16 protein-coding genes are annotated in these 20386 nt (G+C 61.4%); 8 read left to right on the top strand and 8 right to left on the bottom strand.

From position 1 onward, the window contains the following. Positions 1–2: 2 nt before the first annotated feature. The 7 genes from BV071_RS30705 to BV071_RS30675 all read right to left on the bottom strand — a co-directional run bounded on the left by BV071_RS30705 (position 3) and on the right by BV071_RS30675 (position 8799). Complete coding sequence (locus BV071_RS30705; protein ID WP_035615794.1) at positions 3–824, bottom strand: hypothetical protein; 822 nt, start codon at positions 822–824, stop codon at positions 3–5. A 9-nt stretch (positions 825–833) separates the two neighbouring features. Continuing rightward, positions 834–1256 carry a hypothetical protein gene (locus BV071_RS36020; protein ID WP_265595106.1) on the bottom strand — a complete coding sequence of 141 codons (423 nt, stop codon included), beginning with the start codon at positions 1254–1256 and terminating at the stop codon, positions 834–836. A gap of 545 nt (positions 1257–1801) precedes the next feature. Continuing rightward, positions 1802–2404 (bottom strand): 2'-5' RNA ligase family protein, encoded by a 603-nt coding sequence (locus tag BV071_RS30695; protein WP_035615790.1) that lies wholly within the window; start codon positions 2402–2404, stop codon positions 1802–1804. Between the two features lie 42 nt (positions 2405–2446). Further along, positions 2447–5629: an error-prone DNA polymerase gene (locus tag BV071_RS30690; protein WP_035615788.1), complete on the bottom strand. Its 3183-nt coding sequence runs from the start codon at positions 5627–5629 to the stop codon at positions 2447–2449. Positions 5630–5762: 133 nt separating this feature from the next. Next, positions 5763–7247, bottom strand: coding sequence for a DNA polymerase Y family protein (locus BV071_RS30685; RefSeq protein ID WP_035615785.1), 1485 nt, complete (start codon positions 7245–7247; stop codon positions 5763–5765). Positions 7248–7253: 6 nt separating this feature from the next. Further along, complete coding sequence (locus BV071_RS30680) at positions 7254–7880, bottom strand: hypothetical protein (protein WP_035615782.1); 627 nt, start codon at positions 7878–7880, stop codon at positions 7254–7256. Positions 7881–7965: 85 nt separating this feature from the next. Beyond that, positions 7966–8799, bottom strand: a complete 834-nt coding sequence (locus tag BV071_RS30675; RefSeq protein ID WP_035615779.1) for an oxidoreductase — start codon at positions 8797–8799, stop codon at positions 7966–7968. 120 nt (positions 8800–8919) lie between these two features. Here BV071_RS30675 and BV071_RS30670 point away from each other — a divergent pair, with 120 nt between their 5' ends. The 7 genes from BV071_RS30670 to BV071_RS30640 all read left to right on the top strand — a co-directional run bounded on the left by BV071_RS30670 (position 8920) and on the right by BV071_RS30640 (position 18564). Then, positions 8920–11289 (top strand): DUF1592 domain-containing protein, encoded by a 2370-nt coding sequence (locus tag BV071_RS30670; RefSeq protein ID WP_052574084.1) that lies wholly within the window; start codon positions 8920–8922, stop codon positions 11287–11289. Further along, positions 11286–12599 carry a DUF1552 domain-containing protein gene (locus BV071_RS30665; protein WP_035615776.1) on the top strand — a complete coding sequence of 438 codons (1314 nt, stop codon included), beginning with the start codon at positions 11286–11288 and terminating at the stop codon, positions 12597–12599. Before BV071_RS30670 ends, BV071_RS30665 begins: the two co-directional genes overlap by 4 nt. A 44-nt stretch (positions 12600–12643) precedes the next feature. After that, positions 12644–13525: a hypothetical protein gene (locus BV071_RS30660; RefSeq protein WP_265595105.1), complete on the top strand. Its 882-nt coding sequence runs from the start codon at positions 12644–12646 to the stop codon at positions 13523–13525. Positions 13526–13980: 455 nt separating this feature from the next. Continuing rightward, complete coding sequence (locus tag BV071_RS30655) at positions 13981–15894, top strand: RNA polymerase sigma factor (protein ID WP_035615771.1); 1914 nt, start codon at positions 13981–13983, stop codon at positions 15892–15894. After that, positions 15891–17192 (top strand): hypothetical protein, encoded by a 1302-nt coding sequence (locus tag BV071_RS30650; protein ID WP_035615770.1) that lies wholly within the window; start codon positions 15891–15893, stop codon positions 17190–17192. The genes BV071_RS30655 and BV071_RS30650 overlap by 4 nt, the downstream gene beginning before the upstream one ends. A 74-nt stretch (positions 17193–17266) precedes the next feature. Further along, complete coding sequence (locus BV071_RS30645) at positions 17267–17944, top strand: hypothetical protein (protein WP_035615767.1); 678 nt, start codon at positions 17267–17269, stop codon at positions 17942–17944. 20 nt (positions 17945–17964) lie between these two features. Beyond that, the gene (locus BV071_RS30640) at positions 17965–18564 is read left to right on the top strand and encodes an alpha-ketoglutarate-dependent dioxygenase AlkB (protein WP_035615765.1); all 600 of its coding nucleotides are present in this window, start codon (positions 17965–17967) and stop codon (positions 18562–18564) included. A gap of 6 nt (positions 18565–18570) precedes the next feature. On the opposite strand, the gene BV071_RS30635 is transcribed toward BV071_RS30640, so the two are convergent. Beyond that, positions 18571–19491 carry a cytochrome P460 family protein gene (locus BV071_RS30635; RefSeq protein ID WP_265595104.1) on the bottom strand — a complete coding sequence of 307 codons (921 nt, stop codon included), beginning with the start codon at positions 19489–19491 and terminating at the stop codon, positions 18571–18573. 124 nt (positions 19492–19615) lie between these two features. Here BV071_RS30635 and BV071_RS30630 point away from each other — a divergent pair, with 124 nt between their 5' ends. Then, the gene (locus BV071_RS30630) at positions 19616–20386 is read left to right on the top strand and encodes a PDZ domain-containing protein (protein WP_035615760.1); all 771 of its coding nucleotides are present in this window, start codon (positions 19616–19618) and stop codon (positions 20384–20386) included.

The following is a 20386-nucleotide window of genomic DNA, read 5'->3' as shown; positions in this document are numbered from 1 at the left end:
CGCTACCTTGAGCCCGAGAGTTCTGCTTTCTTGGCCAGCATCTTGTCGACGATTGCCTTGCCGTTGGCGAAAGCAAAGCTTTCAGCCGGGCCGCTGCCGCCGCGGAATTCCTCGCCGGTTTCGGGATCCGAGTTTTGATAGATGATCTTCGCAGTGATACCGCCAGTGGCAGCCGGGCCTTCGGAAAGCTCCATTCGGAGGTCCATCCGGCCGAATCCGCCGAAGTAGCGAGTCGGATGGAATCCCTTCAGCAGCTTCTCCGCAGCTTCCTTTCCGAATTGGGCGGTAAGCTCATCGCGGAATTGAGAGATGGCGGCGGTGCCTGCGGCGTCGTCTGCGGGAACCCTGTAAACCACCTTGCCCTTGGCCGCAGCCTCTTCGTCGAGGACGGCTCGGGCTGCGAAGGCGGTATCCATCTTGTCCCGGAGATTACGGATGCTCTTCTCAAGGGCAGGACGATCGTTGTCACTTAGGCCAACAGCCTTCAGGGCCTCAGTCGGCCCGGCCTCGGCCCAGAGCAAATCGAAGCGAGCGGCTTCGGGATCTCTGGACCTTCCGAGATAGCGGTCCCGCTGGGCTCTCCGTGCCTGTTGGGCTCGGTAGGCAAGCATGTTTTTTTCCCTGACTTCATCAGCAAGCCGCTCGGCTTCCGCCTCGGAGATCGGCTCGCCGAGGACTTCGGCGGGACGCATCGATTTGGGCGGCATGCGGGCCTGCGAGACTTGGGGCTGTGTGGCCCCTGTCACCGCGGGACGCAGCAACAGGAAAACGATCACGCCAAACTGAAGGATCGCCACGACCAGAAGTTTGTTAGCGTTCGACATGGCTGCCTGCTATTTCGAGACTGAGATTGCGGCCTGTGCAGCGAGAATCCTGTCGTAGGTCGCCTTGCCCATTGCCTTGCTGAAAGACTCTTGTTCCTTCAAAGGCCCCCCGCCTCCGTTTACAAGGTCACCGGTTTCAGGATCGGTCGTTTTGTAAATGATCATGGTCTGGATTCCATTGCCAGATCCCGGCGCCTCAGAGAGCTCAATGCGAATATTGGCCCGGCCGAATGATCCGAAGTACGCGCGATGGTGCAGACCCTTCAAAAGCTTCTCCGCAGCTTCCGCCCCGAACTGCGCGCTCATCTCATCGCGGAAGCTGGCGATCGCCGCGTTTCCACCGACATCGTCGGCCGGGATGGTGAAAACCACCTTGCCTTCTGCAGCGGCATTCTGGTCCTGAACGGCCTGGGCGGCGAGGCCTTGGTCCATGGTGGACCAAAGCTTGCGGACCGCTTTTTCAAGCGCGGGCCGGTCCTTCTCCGTCAGCCCGGCGAAAACGAGGGCAGCAGTGGGCACTTCCTTCCCCGAGCCCAAGAGACGAAAGGGGGCCGCATCGGGAGCCTCGGCTTTCCCGAGGTAGAGGTCGCGCTCTTCCTGTTGTAGTTGCGCGGCGTGAGAAAGACGACGTGTCTGCTTTGCGCCGCGTTCGTCCGGATCGGGTGCAGGCGTCTTTTTGCCGCTCGCTTGCGCTTCGGCGGTTGAGTTGGCGGATTTTGCAAGCGTCCCAACCCACGAGCCCTGGGGCTCCGCCGATGCCGCGGGCGCAGGCCGGAGCAGTAGAAAGGCGATCACACCGAACTGCACGACGATCAGAACCTGAAGGCTTCTAACAGAAAGCATGAGACTCGAGGGGGTCACCCTGAATGCGCGGGACACCCCAAGCGGAGTTATCCCAAGCAAACCGCATGCATATCAGACTTGGCGACCGCTTCCAGCGATTTCGCCATGAGTCGAGCTCTCCGCCTCCGCCAGGCTCAGCCGAAAAGCGGCCAACGGCCGAGGATGCGGTATTGGCTTTTTCCCACCAGACTGTGGACGAGGCAAAGTTCGCCCGCGGTCCAGCGGATGGGTTTGACGGGCACTTCATGCATCCGCTCCTTGGCATAGGCCAAGGTGAGGTGAGGGTTGAAGTTGGAGTTCGCTCCGATGGGGAGGCCCAACTTCACCAAGCCACGGAGTAGCAAATCGTGGATGGCGTGTAGCTCGGGATCGTGGTCGTGACCACAGAGCACAAAGGGATGCCGACCCTCTCCTCCTTGGAAGGTCATCACGCGGTCGAAGTGGATCTCAATGGGACACGAAACGGCGGCCACGTTTCCACAAACCTGCTTGGCCGCGTTCAGGTGGTCTTCACGCAGGCCGTTGCGGTAGGTGCCGATTTTGCAGAGCGTGATGTGCAGAAGATCGGCACGGCGGAACTTGCCGTGAAGGCCCTGCAGTTTCCCCAATTCAACGCCGAGGTCCGCCGTCCTCTTGGCGTGAAGCCCATCGGGGAAAAAGCCGATGAAGAGATTGTCGATGGATGACGCGGTCTCACGAAAATCCATTCCCGGCAAGAGGAGCTGTTCATTCGTCATTATTGAATGTAAATCGATCTTTAGAAATTGCAAGAGGGTGCTTTAGTGGAAGTCGTGGGAGTCTGTAGCATGGACCGGTTCAGCTCCGGGCAGGGGGAAAACTTCGTCGACGAAGATGGTGCGTTGGCCGCCTTCGGAGACTTGCACGCGGCCGGCAGCCATCAGGAAGGGCTCGCTGACGATGGTAAGGCGCTGACGCTGGAAGTTCTCTTTTTTGACGAAGAGATTGGAGATGCCGGTCTCGTCTTCGAGGGAGATGAAGCAATGGCCTTTGGCAGTGCTGGGGCGTTGGCGGCAGATGACCAAGCCCCCTACCCTCACGGACATGCCGTGAGCCAGGTTTTGAAGATCGCGGGCATTCACCAGCTTCAGCTCAGGATGACTGGGGCGCCAGAGTTTCATGGGATGCGGGCCGGTGGAGGCACCTTGGATCGCGAGGTCGGAGGCGAGGCGCTCTGGCATGCTCATGGCGGAGAGCACTTCGCGGTCTCCTTCCGCGATCCGCGCCGAGCTCTCTAACAGATCACCGTAGAGTGGCAGTTCGACTTGCCACATTGCCTTGCGACGATGCTCGACCTTGGGGAGTTCGTTCAGGGCTCCGGACTTGGCGAGAATACGGCGTTCCTTGGCGTTCGGCGCGACGCGGAAGAGAAAGTCCTGCAGGGAATCGAATTGGCTCTTGTTTCTCTCCACGACGATCTTTTCCTGGGTCTCATTAGAGATCCCGCGCAGGCGATGCAGACCGAGGCGGATGCTCATCTTCTCCACGACCTCGGTCGTGACGAGACTGTGGAGACAGGAGGCCGGAAGGACTTGGACTCCGTGACGCTTCGCATCCTGGATCAAGGAGTGCGCAGAGTAGAAACCCATCGGCTGGTTATTGAGCAAGCCAGTGTAGAAGGCCGCGGGTTCGTGGACCTTGAACCAACAGGACCAGTAGGCGATGGAGGCGAAGGAAAGGGCGTGGCTTTCAGGGAAGCCGTAGAGGGCGAAGTTGCCGACGGCATCGACGACTTTGTCCTGCACTTCCTTGGAAACAGCTCGTTCTTTCATCCGCTCGCGGAGCTTGTCAGTGACTTCGCGCATCCGCTTGTCCGAGCGGTTGAAGGACATCGCCTTCCGCAATTGGGCGGCTTCATTGCCAGTGAAACCCGCAATGATCTCAGCCATCTTGAGAACCTGCTCTTGGAATAAAGGCACGCCCAAGGTGCGCTTCAGAACCGGCTCGAATGAGGGGTGAATCCAGTCCGCTTTCTCGACACCCTTTCTTCGCCTCAAATAAGGATGCAACAGTCCGCCGACAATCGGACCCGGACGAACGATCGCCACTTGGATGGCCACTTCATAGAAGGAGGCTGGCTGCAAAATCGAAAGCGTGGCCATCTGGGCCCGTGACTCGACTTGGAAGGTGCCGACAGTGTCGGACCGTTGCATGAGGTCATAGACGCTCTTGTCTTCAAGGTTGATTCCAGCCAACTCGAAATCCGGCTCCTTTCGGCGGCGGACCTCAATCATGTTTTCCATTGCCGCGAGCATGCCAAGACCTAGCAGATCGATCTTCACCAAGCCCAAGTCCTCGCAGTCGTCCTTGTCCCACTGCACAATGGTACGGCCAAGCATACTGGCAGGCTGAATGGGCACAACCTCATCCAAGCCTTGATTGCAGATTACCATGCCGCCGGAGTGCTGGCCAAGATGCCGCGGCAGCCCGAGAACGGCATGATAGAGTTTATTCAGAGCCATCAGCCGGGGATGAGACGGAGGTAGCAGGTTGGCCATCTGTCCCTCGAAGGCATCCTGCCGCTCGGCTTCAATTTCTTCAGCAGTTGGAGGAGGCGCATCATCCGAGCGTTTCCAATGGTAAGGAGTGCTACCCAAGGAGGAAAAGCGATCGGCAATGGATGGAGGAAAACCCAGAACCTTGGACATTTCTCGGAATGCCGATTTGCCGCGATAGGTGATCACATTGGCCGTCATGGCAGCCCCGCGCGCGCCATACTTCTTGAAGACGTATTGGATGACCTTCTCGCGTTGGTCGCCGGAGGGGAAGTCGATGTCGATGTCCGGCCAAGACTTGTATTCCTTCTTGGTCGGCCCTTCGGAGAGAAAGCGTTCAAAAACCAACTTTTGGGCAACCGCATCAATGCTGGTGATGCCCAAGACGTAGCAGACCACCGAATTCGCCGCGGAACCCCGGCCCTGGCAGAGGATGCCTTCGTCACGGGCATATCTCACGATATCCTGGACGATGAGGAAGTAGCCGGAGAGCTCCAGCTTCCCGATCAAGGAGATCTCCTTCTTCAGTGTGGCGCGGATCTCGGGAGTAATATCCGTATAGCGCCGGTGAAGCCCTTCCTCACATTTCCATTTCAAGTATTCCGTCTGCTCCGGAAGGGTCATGAGACGTCCGCTCTCATCAGCGAAAGCAGGAAACTCGTAGCCCAGCTTCTCCAAGGTGAAGTCGATCCGATCCGAGAGTGCCTGCGTGTTCTCCAAGGCTTCCGGTAGATCGGCGAAGAGCTGGGCCATCTGGGCTGGCGATTTCAGATGACGCTCGCCATTCGGTTCTAACAAGAGGCCGGCGGCATCAAGCGAAGTGTGATGTCGCAAACAGGTGAAGGCATCCGCGAGCAGGCGGTTTTCGCGGACCGCATACAGGGGGGCATTGCTCGCCAGAAGCGGCAGACGCAGCTGGCGGGCAAGATCGATGAGACAACGGTTCAGCTTGGCATCGTCGCGCAGGCCATGGCGAAGGATTTCCACATAAACATTCCCGTAACCGAAGGTGTGGATGAGGCTGCGCGCCGCCAGCAGGGCCGCCTCCCGGTTATCGCGGAGGAGCTGACGGATCACAGGCCCTTCGCGGTCACCAGTCAGAGCGATCAGGTCGCCGCGGTTCATTTCGTCATGGGCGACGGCTTCCTTCAAGTGGCGATTGGTAAGGTGGCGGGAGAGTGTGCGATAGCCATCACGGGTGGCGCAAAGCACCGGCACATGCGCGTCATCGATCTCCAAAGTGGCCCCGGTGATGGCGCGAATGCCGCGCTTCTGCGCTTCATGATAAGCGCGCGCCGAACCATAGTAACCTTCGTGATCGGTGATGGCCACAGTCGTCAGGCCGATGTTGGCTGCGCGTTCCATCAGGGTCTCCGGATCACTCGCACCACGCAGGAAGGAGAAGGCCGAGCGGGCGTGGAATTCGTGGAATGGAAGGCGGGCTTTCATTCCATTGCAGACAGAAAAGAAAGCAAACCACGGAATACACGGACCACACGGAAGTCCGTGGAAAGCCGCGGTGTCATGAGCAGTCCCTTCTTCATTTCCGTGTGGTCCGTGTATTCCGTGGTTTGCATTTTGATCATTGGTAGAAACCATCGATCAACCATCGGTCTGGTGGTGTGAAAGCGAGGCGCAGGAGCTGATCGCCGGCGAGGCGGACGTCCCATTCGATCCTTTGCCAAGCGGCGTCCGGATCCCACCAGTGGCCGGAATGGCGGAAAGGCCCGCGGGCATCCATGACTTGTCCGCGATAGGGCCCGGTGAGCACCGCGAGTGGCCGCGGTTGGCGGGGATCGGCATCAGCCGCGACCATCACCGGTGCGGCCGGACGCAAGCGGCGCAAGGGCAGCGGACAGGATGGCAGGGATGTACCCGTCACGGAAGGAGCCAGGCCATCCGCAGAGCGGAGCTTGAAGTCATCCGGCCGATGACTGGCCGGTGGCACGGGGATGCCAACTTTGCCGGGGCCCAGCATCGCTTCGAGTTGCGCCAGAGTATCCGTCCAGCGCTCCGGCTGGGGAAGTTGGCGGATGAACCAATCGCGCTGCGCGGCGGTGGGCAACGTGGTTTCGACATCCAGGGTGAGACAGGCGATGCCACTCCCGGTCTGGATCGAATCCAACAGTACCGATACCGGTCGTAGCAACTCCCCTTCCTCCACCCGCGGTTCGGGCAGGCGGATCTCGCGATACATCACCCCGCCGCGCTCCAAGTGGAAGGTAATCTTCAAGCTCTTCACCGCCATGTGCCGCGCGGCCAAGCGGGCGGAAAGCGCGTGCAAGAGCCGCTTGAAGGCAAAGACCAGTGGCTCCGTTCCTGCCACCGGCTCCTCGAAGTCCATCGTCTGCGCCAAGCTCTCCGGCGGGCGGTGCAAGCGCAGCAGGCGACAGGTCTTGCCATTCAGGACATCGTGCCACGCACCCGCCTGCGGACCGAGCCGCGCGGTCAATTCCTGCCGCGGCAGCTGCATAAAAGCCCCCAGCGTCGCGAGCCCCCAATCCTTCAGCAGCGGCAAGAACTCAGCTCCCCCCGGCAAGAAGTGTAGCAGCGACAAAGGCAGCTTGCCGATCTCCTCCGGCGTGACCATGCGTTCATGGCAGTTCTCATGCCGCACCGCGAGCCGCGCGAGATCCGGCGTGGCGGCGCGCGCATGCAGCGGCCAAACATCCGCCACTTCCAGATCCCCCAAGCGCGCCGCGTGCTTCGAGGAAGTCCGCGACAAATCTAACAGAAGCGTATCCTTCCCCGCGATCTCCAGATCCGGCGTGATGCTCTCTGCCTGCGCGATCAGCTCCTGCAGCAACTTCGCCTCCCCTTGCGGATCGGGGGTCAGGACCTGCAGGTCCGGGCAACGGACGAGGGCGCGGTTGAGCGGCCAGCCAGCAGCGATGCCGGTATCACGTGCCGCATCATTCACCGCCTGCAGCGTCAGCTTAACCTTCTCCAGGATCGCGTCCGGATCGACATCCGCCTCCAAGATGGCGCAGGGCTTCCGGCGCAAGGCGGGAGAGTTCCGCAGCGCCGCTGAAATCGTCAGATCCGGAAGATGGAGTGCTGCGAACATGATGCTTCAATTCGCGCGTTTCATCCGTTCCGACACCATCCGCAGGCGTGCGACAAGATCGCGCCGCGGCACCGCGAAGTCCTCCATGCCCAGCTTCCCATTCAGGGAAACTCGCACCGCCGCACAAGGCACTTGGGCCACCGGCGACATCACCACCAGCCGGCAGCTCGAAGCGCCCGCTGCCAGCTTCAGACGCCACCAGGCGGAGGCCGGAATGCCGCTCAGTTCCCGCCGGCTGATGCCGCAGGTATCCAACAGGACGAAGGGGATGTTCGCATCCCGCACCAGCAGGTCGGTGGTCTTGAGCATCTCCATGGCCGTACCGCAGCGGACCCACACGAGTCGCGAGCAGGCCTCCGGCGTAAAGGAGGCCGGATCGAATTGGTCACCGCCATCGACGAGGATGAAGTCCGGTAGCGGCGCGACTTCCTCCGGCTCGCCCAGTAGCCCGGCAATGAGCAAACTCAGCCCACTGCCGAGCGCCTCGGAAATCGCCCCGGGAGGAAAAAATGCGGGATCAAAGGACTGGCCCGCGTCCGTTTTCCCGGCAGGAGTCATCAGGGACGCCGCGTGCGCCTGCGGGAATTTCTCCCGCAGTTGCCTGCGTAGGTCCTCAATCACCGGAGCGGCCATCCGGCGGAAAAGTAGGCAGGAATTTTAAAATGTTCAATTGAACACTTTAATTTCCCTCCCGCTTTTCCCGCCTCCAACCGTCCTTTCAATAGGCCGTGGCGGCGGCAAGCGCCTCATTGCCATCCACATCCGCCGTCACCTGGGCCAATTTCACGCGCATGCCTTGGACCGCATCCGCTCCCAGCGGCAAGCGCAGCGAAGGACAGCCGACTTCGACGGCATCGATGATTGCCTTGGCCGCCTTCACCGGATCACCGGGCTGGGTGCCTGCGGATTGCGCGGCATATTGCCGGGTCCCGCCGACGGTCGCGGCATAGGCTTCCATCTCCGGCATGCTGCGGAAGGCGGAGCCGAAGAGATCGGTGCGGAATGCCCCCGGCTCCACGATCAGCACCCGCATGCCGAAAGGCTGCACCTCCGCCGCCAAGGCCTCGGAAAGCGCCTCAAGCGCATGCTTCGCCGCACAATAGGGACCGAAGCCGGGAGCGGTGATGAATCCACCAACACTGCTAATCTGCACGATGCTCCCCGCGCCACGCTCGCGCATGCCGGGGAGAACTGCTTGGGTCATGGCCACCGCGCCGAAGAACATCGCCTCAAAGATCCGGCGGAGTTCCTCATCGCTGGTCTCCTCCACCGCCCCCACCACGCTGTAGCCGGCGTTGTTCACGAGCACGTCGATCTTGCCGAAGCGTGCGATCGCCGCGGCGACCGCCTCGCGGACCTCGTCCGGCTTCGTGACATCCAAGCGCAATGCCTGCACGCGCTCCGGAGCCAAGGCCACCAGATCTTCCACCGCTCGCGGATCGCGGGCGGTGGCGACGACCTGCTCGCCGCGCGCAATGAGCTCCTCGGCGATCCGCCTTCCGAAACCGGACGAAGTGCCCGTGACCAACCAAACCTTGCTCTGGGGATTCATGGTATTTGTGCTGCTTTGAAACGGTGCGAAGCATCCATGTTGGCGAAAGGCCGTCAACCCGCTGCCAGTGGCAGTATTGCGGAGTCCGCCGACACCAGAGATCGCGATTCTTCGCAATCCATGAACTTTCCACCGAAAAATCCCGCAGGTCTTTGGCGTATCCGGGAAGTGTTGCGGATCTCCATCTTCCTGGGACTGACAGGCTGCCTGCTCGCGCAGGACGTGCCTGCGCCGCTGTCCGGGGAGGCGATCTACTCGAAGCACTGTGCCTCCTGCCACGGCAAGAATGGCGAAGGCGTGAAAGATGAGGTCGATGAGCCGCTGCAGGGCGAGCGCTCGCTGGTCTCGCTGGCAAAGTACATCGACAAGCGGATGCCGGAGGACGAACCGGAGATCCTGAATGCGGAGGAGTCGCAACGGGTGGCCGAGTATATCATGGGAGCCTTCTATTCGCCGGAAGCGCGGGCGAAGAACAGCGCCCCGCCGAAGATGGCAGTGGCACGGCTGACAAACCGCCAATACCGCGAATCGATCGCCGATCTGCTCGGCAGCTTCGGCAAGACCACGGTGCCCGGCGAAGGCAAGGGTCTGAAGGCGCAGTACTTCCAGTCCGACGGAATGAACAAGAAGGCGCGCAAGGCGCTCGATCGCGAGGACACGCGGCTGGAGTTCGACTTCGCGGAAGGGCCGCCGGCGGAGGGTATCTCCCCGGAGCAATTTTCGATTGCCTGGGATGGCTCGCTGATCGCACCGGCCTCGGGCTGGTATGAGTTCCGCCTGAGCACGCCGAACGGTGCGCGGGTCTATGTGAATGGCGAGCGCCAGGAAGGTGACGGCAACTTCCGCGACGACAGCGGGGCGAAGCGGCAAACGGCGCTGATTGACTCATGGGTCAGCTCGGGCCCGGAGATGCGCGTGGAGACCGCGCGGATCTTCCTGCTCGGCGGTCGCAGCTATCCCTTCCGCCTGGATTACTTCAAGTTCAAGGAAGCGCGTGGCAGTGTGAAGCTGGAATGGAAGCAGCCGCGCGCGGATTGGACCGTGCTGAGCACACCCTATCTCTCCCCCGCCGAGGCCGCCTATGTGACCATCGCCGACAAGGCCTTCCCGCCGGATGATGCGAGCGAGGGCTATGAGCGCGGCACCGAGGTCTCGAAGGCATGGCATGAGGCGGTGACCTCTTCGGCGGTGGAAATTTCCAATGGTGTGGTCGCGCGCTTGAGACGCCTGAGCGGCGCGAAGGATGAGGACGCGGACCGGCTGCCAAAGCTGAAAGATTTTTGCGCGAGCTTCGCGGAACGGGCCTTCCGCCGGCCGCTGACCGATGAGCTGCGGCAGATGTATGTCGAGAAGGCCTTTGCGGAAGGTGTCTCGCCGGACCAAGCCGTAAAGCGCTCGGTGATCCTGGTGCTGACTTCACCGCGCTTCCTCTATCCGGAGCTCGGCAAGGAGAAGGATGAATTCACAGTGGCTTCCCGGCTGGCGCTGGGCTTGTGGGATTCACTGCCGGACAAGGCACTGGTGGACGCGGCGAAGGCTGGACAGCTGCGCACACCGGAGCAGGTGAAGGCGCAGGCGCAGCGGATGGCCGCCGATCCGCGTACACGGGCGAAGACCAATGAGTTCTTCCAGCGATGGCTGAAGCTGGATGCGGAGTCGGACTTGCTGCAGAAGGATGCGGAAGATTACCCGGGCTTCGATGCCGCACTGGTGGCGGATCTGCGGCGCTCGCTGGAGCTCTTCGTGGAGCAGGTGGTGTGGAGCGAAAAGTCGGACTACCGCGAGCTGCTAGAAGCGGACTATCTGTTGTGCAACGAGCGTATCGCAAAGTTCTATGGGCTGCCGGTGCCTGAGGGCGGCGGCTTCCAGGCGGTGAAGTGCGATCCTGCGCAGCGCTCCGGCGTGGTGACGCATCCCTACCTGCTGGCCCGCCTCGCGCATCATGATACCACCTCGCCGATCCATCGCGGGGTCTTCCTGACGCGGAACGTATTGGGCGGCTTGCTCAAGCCGCCGCCGGAAGCGATCGCCTTCGAGGACCATAAGTTCGACCCGAAGATGACGATGCGGGAGAAGATCGCGGAGATGACCCGCAACGCGAACTGCATGACCTGCCACGAGACGATCAATCCGCTCGGCTTCTCGTTGGAGAATTTCGATGCGGTTGGCCGTTTCCGCACCATGGAGAAGGATCGCCCGATCGATCCGGTGGTGGATTACATCTCGCAGGATGGCGAGCAACTGAAGCTTCACGGGCCGCGCGAACTGGCGGAGCATGCGGTGGCTTCGGAGGCCGCGCGTCGCGGTTTCATCCGCCAGCTTTTCCAATACGAGTTGAAGCAGAATCCCCCGGCCTACGGGTTGGATACCCTGGTGAAGCTCGATGCAACTTTCAACGCGTCCGGCGAAAACATCCGGCAACTCCTCATCGAAATGAACAGTCTCGCCGCCAGCCACGGCGTGAAGAACCCCGACCAAGCAAGCCGATGAACCTCTCAACCCGCCGCAACTTCCTCCGCCAGCTCGGTCTCTCCGCCGCAGCCTTGCCCTTCCTCCCTGCCCTGCCCTCGCTGGCACAGGGCAATGGTGCCGCGAAGATGCAGCGGATCATCTTCCTCTTCACGCCGAACGGGACGATCCCACCGGAATTCTGGCCGGACCAGACCGGGCCGGACTTCCAGCTCAAGCGGATCCTCGCGCCACTGGAGTCCTTCAAGAGCCGGATGATAACGCTGAAGGGTGTGCACAACAAGATCCGCGGCGATGGCGATGGGCACATGCGCGGGATCTCTTGCCTGCTGACCGCGGATGAGCTGCTGCCGGGGAATATCCAGGGCGGCAGCGACAAGCCGGCCGGCTGGGCACGGAACATCTCGATCGACCAGGAGATCAAAAACTTCCTGCAGGCCCGGCCGGAGACGGCCACACGCTTCGGTTCGCTGGAGCTGGGCGTGGCGGTGCCGAATCGCGCGGACCCATGGACCCGCGAATCCTATGCCGGCCCAAACCAACCGCTCGCGCCGCTGAGCGATCCCTATGCGGCCTTCGACAAGTTCTATGGCCAGTCCAAGGACCGCGAGAACCTCGGCAGCGTGCTGGACGAGGTGCGTGATGACTTGAAGAAGATCTCCTCGAACATCGATCCGGAGGAGCGCGAGCTGTTAGACAAGCATGCGACCTTCGTCCGCGAGATGGAGCAGGATCTCCAGAGTGCGAATACTCAGAACCTGATGTTCCCGCCACCTGCCCTAGAGCAGGGCGTCGCGCTGGACAACGACGGCATCCCGAAGATCAGCACCATGCAGGCGGATCTGCTGGTGAATGCCTTCGCCAACGGCATGGCCCGCGTGGCCACCCTGCAATACACCAACAGCGTGGGCCAGGCCCGGATGCGCTGGCTGAACATTCACGAGGACCACCACGGCCTCTCCCACGAACCGGACAGCAATGCCGATGCGCAGGAGAAGCTGATCAAAATCAACATCTGGCTCGCCGAGCAGCTCGCCTATCTGGCGAAGAAGCTCGATTCCATCCCCGAGCCCGGCGGCCAAGGCAGCATGCTCGACAACACGACGATCGTGTGGACCAACGAGCTCGGCAAGGGCAACAGCCACTCGCTGGACAATATCCCGTTCGTCTTGGTCGGTGGCGGCCTCGGTTTTAAGACCGGCCAGGCGATGGACTTCGGAAATGTGACTCACAACCGGCTGTGGGTCTCCCTTGCCCATGCCTTCGGGCACTTCATCCCGAGCTTCGGCCACAAGGACTTCGGACAGGGCGGTCCGCTGATGCTGAGTTGAGAATTTCTTCCTGATTTCGCCAAAGGGTGCTACTCATGCTAGGCATGACGCTTGGCTGGCTCTCCCCCATCCTTACCGCTGCACTTATCTTCACCTTCCCGGTCGCTTTCGGGCAGGATGAGGAAATTGACAAGCAACTGGCAACGGCGGCCGAACTCCTGGCCACTGAGCTTGCCGCGAAGGCCGAGCTCGAGCTGCCTCCGCTTCCCCCGGAGCTGGCCAAGGAGAAACCGCCGGAGATCATCCGACAAGCCGGAGACGAATATGTGAAGGCGTGGCGGACCTATCGCGCCGTCACGCTTCACCGGCCCCAGCCGCAGAAGCCCCCAGCAGAGGCAAGGCCAGAGAGACCCGTCAATGCCACGAAGGAAGACTGGGCAAAGTTTCAAGATCTGCTGGCGAGGACCTTTGGGAACCTAGTACCTCCTGACCCTGCCGAGTACGATGAATTCGTCTATCAAAGCGATGGTTGGTGCGCCACCCCGGCGATCGCATTCTGGGCGACGCAGCACTTCGGAAAAGCTTTGGCCACACTCCGGAAGGGCGAGTATTTCCCTGCCCTGCAGATGCTCGCTGAGCGACGATGGAGCCCGGCCCTCGAAAGCTTACTACGTGCCCATGGGGTGGATCCGGATGAATTCATTGTCGGAGCGTGGTTGCACCGCAAGCTCACCCAGCATGATTTTCCGCCCTCCTCCGGCGACAAGGCCGCGACTATGCTATTGAAATGGGTGGAACTACGCTGGCAGGCCGCAGGCGAGACCTCGGCCACAACGTGTTGGAAAAACGAGGACGAGCCTTTTTACCCCTTGGAAGGCTTCATGGTATTTCTTGGAGATGACAGCAGCGCAAGCGACGACACCAAACGCAAGATCGCGAGCTTTCTGGAGAACCAAGGCTGCAAACTCCAGCCACCGGAATACTGACTTGCCCGCATGACGAGGGGATCCGGAAAATGGCTGGTGCCGCTCGCCCAACGAGCGCTTAACGCCAAGACCAATGGCACAAAGACACGAGCTTCGAAGATTCTAACAGAGGCTGGCATCGCCCATCCCGCGCCCGAGCTACTGAAAGATCCACGCTTCCGCATGACTGTAAACGGGAAGCCTTGGCCGGGGGGGCTTGGATCAGGGACATGGGCGAGGCGATCCCAGCGTGTCCTTGGACTACGGCAAGGGTGGCGGCCGTGCTTTCGGTCTTACCAAAGGGGAAGACGGCACCTTCTCTGCCGATGCGGATTCTTTCCTGGAAGGCCCCAACCGGCATCCGGCAAAGAGATTGAGAAATAAGGGGAGGAGTCGGACCCCATCGGTTCACGAAACAAAGAAGCAGTTTTCCTGTCCCGTCCCCGCCCCCGTGCCGGATATGGCTTGAACCAAGCATGCAAGCCTCCGACCGGGAACTGCTCGAACGATTCGCCGCGGGCCGCGATGAAGCGGCCTTCCGCGTGCTGGTGGAGCGTTATCTGGCGATGGTGCTGGGCGTCGCGCGGCGGGTCACCGCGAATGAAGACTTGGCGCGCGATGTGGCTCAGAATGCCTTTGTGCGTCTGGCAGAGCGCGCTGCGTTGATCCCGGAGAAGCTCACCCTGAGTGCTTGGCTGCACCGCGTCACCCAACATCTGGCAATCGACTTGGTGCGTTCCGAGGAACGTCGCAGGAAGCGCGAACTCGCCAACCATGATCCCCATGCCATGGACAACACGCCTGAACCCGATTGGTCGGCCATGGCTCCGGTGGTCGACGCCCTGGTCAACCGCTTGCCCGCCGCGGACCGCGAAGTGCTGCTGCTGCGCTATTACCGGAATGAGCCGCATGCCGCGGTGGCGCGACAGCTCGGGCTGAACGAAGAGGCGGCGAAGAAGCGGGCCGCGCGCGCATTGGAAAAACTTCGCGCCCTTCTGGCCAAGCAAGGGATCGCGACCTCTGCCGTGGCCCTCGCCACCTTGCTACCCGCCCAAGCAGCACCGCCGATCCCGGGTTCTCTGGTCCTGATTGTGACTGCAGCGGCCAAAAACACCATACCGATCGCGCCCCAAATCCTGAACCTCCATCTCGCCATGAGCACCGCCCAGAAGTCCGCCATCGCTGTCGCCGCCTTGGTTTTCATGAGTTCGCTCGGCTACGCCTTCCGCAGTAGTTCTGAGGATCCGGAAGCAGATGGAAGTCATTCAGTCGCCGCCTTGGAGAACCATGAGGATCGCTCATCCGCCCGCACCCGCAACGAAAGGCGAAACCCTGCCAGCTCCGCGGAGCGGCTCGAGCGCCTCCGCAGCATCCTCGCCATTACCAGCCGCGTCGAGCAGCCCCGCCAGATGCTGATCTTCATCGGGGAACTCGCACCCGACCAGTTCGAGGAAACTGCGGGACAACTCCAGGTGCTCGGTGTCAAAACGGATTCGAACAACTTCCGACTCTTCCTCTCGGCCTGGACCAAGCGCCATCCTCTGGGCGCGGCGGGATGGGCGAAGAAGACCTTGGGCGGAGAAATTCCCCAAACGATCCTCAAGACTTGGGGCGAGAATGATCCAGCCGCGGCGATCGACTGGGTGACCCGGAATCTCCCGGGCGCTACCGGCCACGACGCACAGGCACGCCAGCCCCTCGTGCAAGTGCTGGCCAGCCTTGCGCTCAAGGATCCCGCCGCCGCGGTGAAGGCACTGGATGTGATCCCTGGAGAGAATGACCGGATCGTCGCGCTCAGGTCGATCGTGGCCAAGTTCGGGCTGGATGATCTGGAGCGGGTGCTCGCCGTCCTGGGCGAAGGCCCGCAGCGCAGTGCAATCATCGCGGCGAGCCTCAAGACCTTCGGTGACTACAACCAACACGCAAAGGCCTTCGAGCTTCTGCTCTCCGACAAGGATGCAAGACAGCGCGCCGACATCGAAAGCTTCTTCGCCGATTGGGATAGTGACCCGGATCTGAAAAGCGCCATCGCCGCGATCGAAAAGCTCCCGGAGGCCAAGGCGCGCGAGCAGGCCAAGGCAGGTATCCTCACACGGCTCGGCAACTATGAGTCCGCCGATGCCGTCGAGTTCCTTGACCGGCACCCTGAGTGGACCAGCGATCCTCTGATGCTGCTGGTGGGCGATCGTTGCGGACCGCAGCTCGGAGCAGAGTTGAGCCTGCGCATGCAGGACCGCGAGCTCCGGGAAAGAACCCTGACCCGCAACCTCCAGGAGTGGCTGGGGAGCAGGGAATCTTCCGCCCGCAAATGCCGCGAATGGATGGGGCAACACGAGATCCCGCAAAGCGTCCGCGAAGCCCTCGAAACCCAACCACCCGAGAATCGATGAAAGCCCGCACCACCACGATTGCCACCGTCTCCCTCCTGCTGGGCATGTCCGCGCTGAGCATCGGCACCCGTCGCTACATGGATGCCAAGACCGCAGGAAAGGATTCCAATCCGCCAGCCCAAGCAAAGTCTCCGCAGCTACAGTCCGCCGTACTTCCCACGCCACTGCCTGAAAAAACAAACACCCTGCCTCTCGAAGGCGATGGCTTGTTCAAGCAGCTTCGGGCGCTGGCGGCCATCGGGAATGAAGCGGACCGCACCCTGGCTGTCCTTGAGTTGGTATCGCGCTTCAAGCCGGAGGACTGGAAACGGGCTCTATCGAGGGAAGCGCTCCAGATTGTGAGCAAGCCCGGCGCTCCCGAAGCCGGGGGCATCCAGGATCTGATCGTCGCCGCTTGGACCGAAGTGGATCCGGAAGCCGCGATGGCATGGGCCCACGCGGCGGGATTCCGCGGCTTCATGGTGACCGCTGCCTGGATCGGCAAAGACCCGGATGCCACCTTGGACTACTTCAAGAAGACCTTCAAAAACGACAACAACGGCAACGTCACGCATATGGTTGGCAAGGCCATCGAGGCCTTGGGCGATGACCTTCCCCGCATCGCCCGCGCCATCCGGGAAATCCCCGAAGAGTGGCAGGACATAGCAACCCTGCACGCCCAGCCGAAATTCAAGAACCTGACGATGGCCGAGATGAGGTCCTTCGTGGACTCGCTCGAACCGCCCCTCAAGACCCAAGGCTTCCACCTCCTGTTAGGAGGCCTGCCTGGCTACGAGGCCCGGCTGACATTGTTGCACGAATTCCCCGAGTTGGTTCAGCCGTGGTCCTATCACCCGGTCTATAAGGAATGGGTGAAGTCCGACCTAGCCGGAGCACTCCAATCGGTGAGTCATATGGAGCCGGGAAAACCGCGCGAGGCGGCTCTCGATGGCGTGCTCGCTGGATTGGCGCGCGAGGACGATCTCTCGATGCTGTTTTCGACCCTGCGCCGCTTCACTGACGAGATCCCCGAAAAGAGGGCGGCGGGCCTGATCGCGGGTGCCGTGCCCAATGAAAACAATCGCTCCGGATCACTCTTCATTCCCGATGAGCTTGAGAAGCCGGAGACTCCACGCCCCGCCACCAGGAATGCTGTGATCGCTCTGGCGGAGGTCCCGCGCATCCAGTCGGAGGAATTGCAGGTGCGGCTCTACCGTCACCTCATCTCGGGATGGCTGGTGGAGGACCAGGCCGCGGCGCGGGAATGGCTCGGGCGGAATGAATTGCCGGGAGAGTTGCGGAAGGAATTTGGGGATTAGACGGCTGGCCGCTTGCGATTTTCGCGGTGCATTCTACTGGCAGGAGGCTGAGGCCGGGGATAGCATTCCAGCCCATGGCCCAGGATTCCTCAGGCGCAGGCGTTATCGGTTGGCTGATCGGTCTAGCCGTGCTGGCCGTAGCGATCTACTTCTGGAAAGCCACCCTCGTTATCGGCGGTGGATTGCTGCTCTTGGGCATCCTCGGCTGGCTGGCTTACCGGCTGCTGTCGAAATCAGGCAGGGCGGGTGCTGCAGTGGAGAAGCATGACTACGCGGCGGCTCTAAAGCTTCTTCAGGACACGGGCGAGCAGGATCAATTGATCAGCACCTTGCGCTTCAAGGTGCCCTTCCCCGACAACGCGGTGAAGGAAGCATTCCTCAAGGCGGTCCGAGAATTGCTAGCCCTGCAGAACGCGGCGAAGGATGAGGCCAACCCCTATCTTCCTGCGGAACTACGGGAGGAACTCGCGCGCCGGACGCGCGACTCCCTCTACTCGCTCTGGCCACTGTGCCACAAGCTGGCGCTAGTAGCGCGCTCGAAGGTCGGAGCCGAAGCGGTCGCGGCGAAGATGTCCGGCGTGATCACCCAGCTGGAAGATCTCGCGCGGAACACGGAAACCACCCGGAACCAGCTCGCCCACCTCACCCTGGACGCTTCCCCGCTGGAGATCGACGACGCCACGGAGCAAGTCGGCGCGATGAAGTGGCAAGTCGCGGAGATGCAAAAGCTGGATGCGATGCTGGAAGGTTGAGTCCGCAACCTGAAGCGAATATGGATCTCTTTCACGCCAGCGGGACCAACCTTCTGCCCTGTGATGGCACGGTGATTTATTACGGCAGGATTTTTCCGGAAGAGGAAGCATCCCGTTATTTCAGCAGCCTCATGGATGGCGTGCCGTGGAAGAATGATGAGGTGGTGATCTTCGGCAAGCGGATCGTGACCGCGCGCAAGGTGGCATGGTATGGGGATGCTGGCTGCGACTACACTTACTCCGGCACCACCAAGCAGGCGCTGCCGTGGAACACTAAGCTGTTAGAATTGAAGTCAGCAGCGGAGCGAATATCCGGGGAGAGCTTCAACTCCTGCCTGCTCAACCTCTACCACGACGGCAGCGAAAGCATGGGCTGGCACAGCGATGATGAAAAGGAGATCGCTCGCGATTCCGCGATTGCCTCGCTGAGTTTCGGGGCGAAGCGGCGCTTCGCCTTCCGGCACAAGGAGACGAAGGAGAAGGTCGAGCTGACGCTAGAGAATGGCAGCCTCCTGGTGATGAAGGGCGAGACCCAGCGACACTGGCAACACCAGTTGCCGAAGGCCGCGAAGATCACCACGCCCCGGATCAATCTGACCTTCCGCAAGATGGTGAGGTGATCACGCCTACTTCACCGGCACCAGAGTCACCTGCCGCAGATCCATCACCGCGGCACCGGGCTTCGAAAGAGCATGCACCTCCAGTGCCTGCGGCCCTGCCGTGTCGAAAGTCACCTGGCCCACCTCCCGCTCCTTGAAGTTCTGGAAGCCCCCCGTGTCCTCCACGGTGAACTTCGCGCTCTGCCCGGCGCACTTCAGTTCCACCTCACTGCCGCCACTTCCCTTGCCGCAACCTTGCCAAACGTGGATCGTGTAGGTTCCCGGTTTCGCGACCTGAAAATGCCAGGAGGCCCAGTCCGCAGGATTCACCCAGAAGCCCAAAGTGTTCTTCTCTTGCTTTTCCTCGTATTGGAGTTTCTCGCCCTGAACCTGAGCCTTGCTGGAGTGCAGGACAATACGACCGCCACTCAACTGCACCGGTGCAGCGTAGACCTTCGTCACAAAGTCGCCTTTCTGATACTCTTCGTGACAGGTGGCACAGTTCGCAAGCTTGCCGCGCTCGGTGATCTTCGCGGCTTCGGCATCCACAGTGAAAAACTCCCAATCCCCGCACTCGGGAAAGTATCCCGCCTCGCGCTTCAACATGCCGGTGTAGAGCTTGGTCTTGTCGTCCTCCCTGCCCTGTTTCTCCTTCAACAGCAGGCTGCCCTCCGGGAACTTACCCCAAGGATCGAAGACCGGCAGTGCCGCCGCGTCATTGGAATAGATCACGAACTTTGCGCCTTCGTGAGGGCCTTCCTTGAGAGATCTCTTCCCAGGTTCTCCGCAAAGCAGCGCCACCCTCGCCGCCATGTCCACCGGCTGCGGAGTCAGGCGCTCCAGCTTCGCCCGCTCCTTCACGAACTTCAGCAAATCCTCATCCGAGGGTGCGGCATGCAATGGCAAGGCTAGCGCGAATGCGAGGAGGAGCAGTGGACAGGCTTTCATGGACTTACCCTTGCTCGCGGAGCAGCCCGCGTCCGTCAAGCTCCCGTAAAATCCGCCTTGTCCCCCTTTTTACATTTCGGGCAGACAAGAAAGCCCCCGGTGAGGCGCTTTTCAGGATAGCATCATGAACACAATTCCCAAGATTCCAGCTGCCGTCCTGGCCCTTGTTTCGCTCTCTCTTGTCACTCATGCCCAAGAGTTCCGCGATCTGGAGCGGCTCCGCGACGCTGATCGGCCAGCCGAGGAGAACCACCCCGAAGCGCGGCGCGACGAGATCCATGACCGCGTCCAGCGCGGAGGCATGATGGTTCCCGAGGAAGCCCGACCTGGTGAGCGCGCACCCGAACGCGGGCGGATGGAGCGCCTGCGCCGACAGATGAGCCTCGGAGAGCTCACCCAGCCGGATTTCCAGGAAGCCCAAGCTTTGCCGCAGTGGCGGATCGGAGTCGCGGTCGAGCCGATCGATCCCTTCGTGCGGATGCACCTCGGCCTCGGCGAAAATGCCGGCGCCCGGGTCAATCACGTGGAGGAGGGCTCACCTGCCGCGCAGGCCGGAATCGAAGTGGACGACATCATCATCGCCGCGGATGGCGAGAAGATTGCCGGCCTCGAGCCGCTGCGCGATTCCGTTGAGAAGGCTGGCAAGCAGGGCAAACCGGTGGCACTTGAACTCCTCCATCGCGGGGAACGCAGGACCTTGGTCGTTTCCCCGCTCGGGCCCAAGCCGGAGGAAGAGAAGCGCGATGCCCGCCCCGACCAAGCCCAGCGTCCCTTCGTCGAGCTGATGCGACGCCTCGATCGCCAGGACAAGGAGATCGAGGCCCTGCGCAAGGAACTCCGCAAGCTGCGCAAGCAGGTGGAGGACCAGAAGGACGACGACGACAAGGAGGAGTAA

This window comes from Haloferula sp. BvORR071 (assembly GCF_000739615.1).
In the GTDB taxonomy this organism is placed as follows: domain Bacteria; phylum Verrucomicrobiota; class Verrucomicrobiia; order Verrucomicrobiales; family Akkermansiaceae; genus Haloferula.
This window is presented reverse-complemented; position numbering and strand designations above follow the sequence as displayed.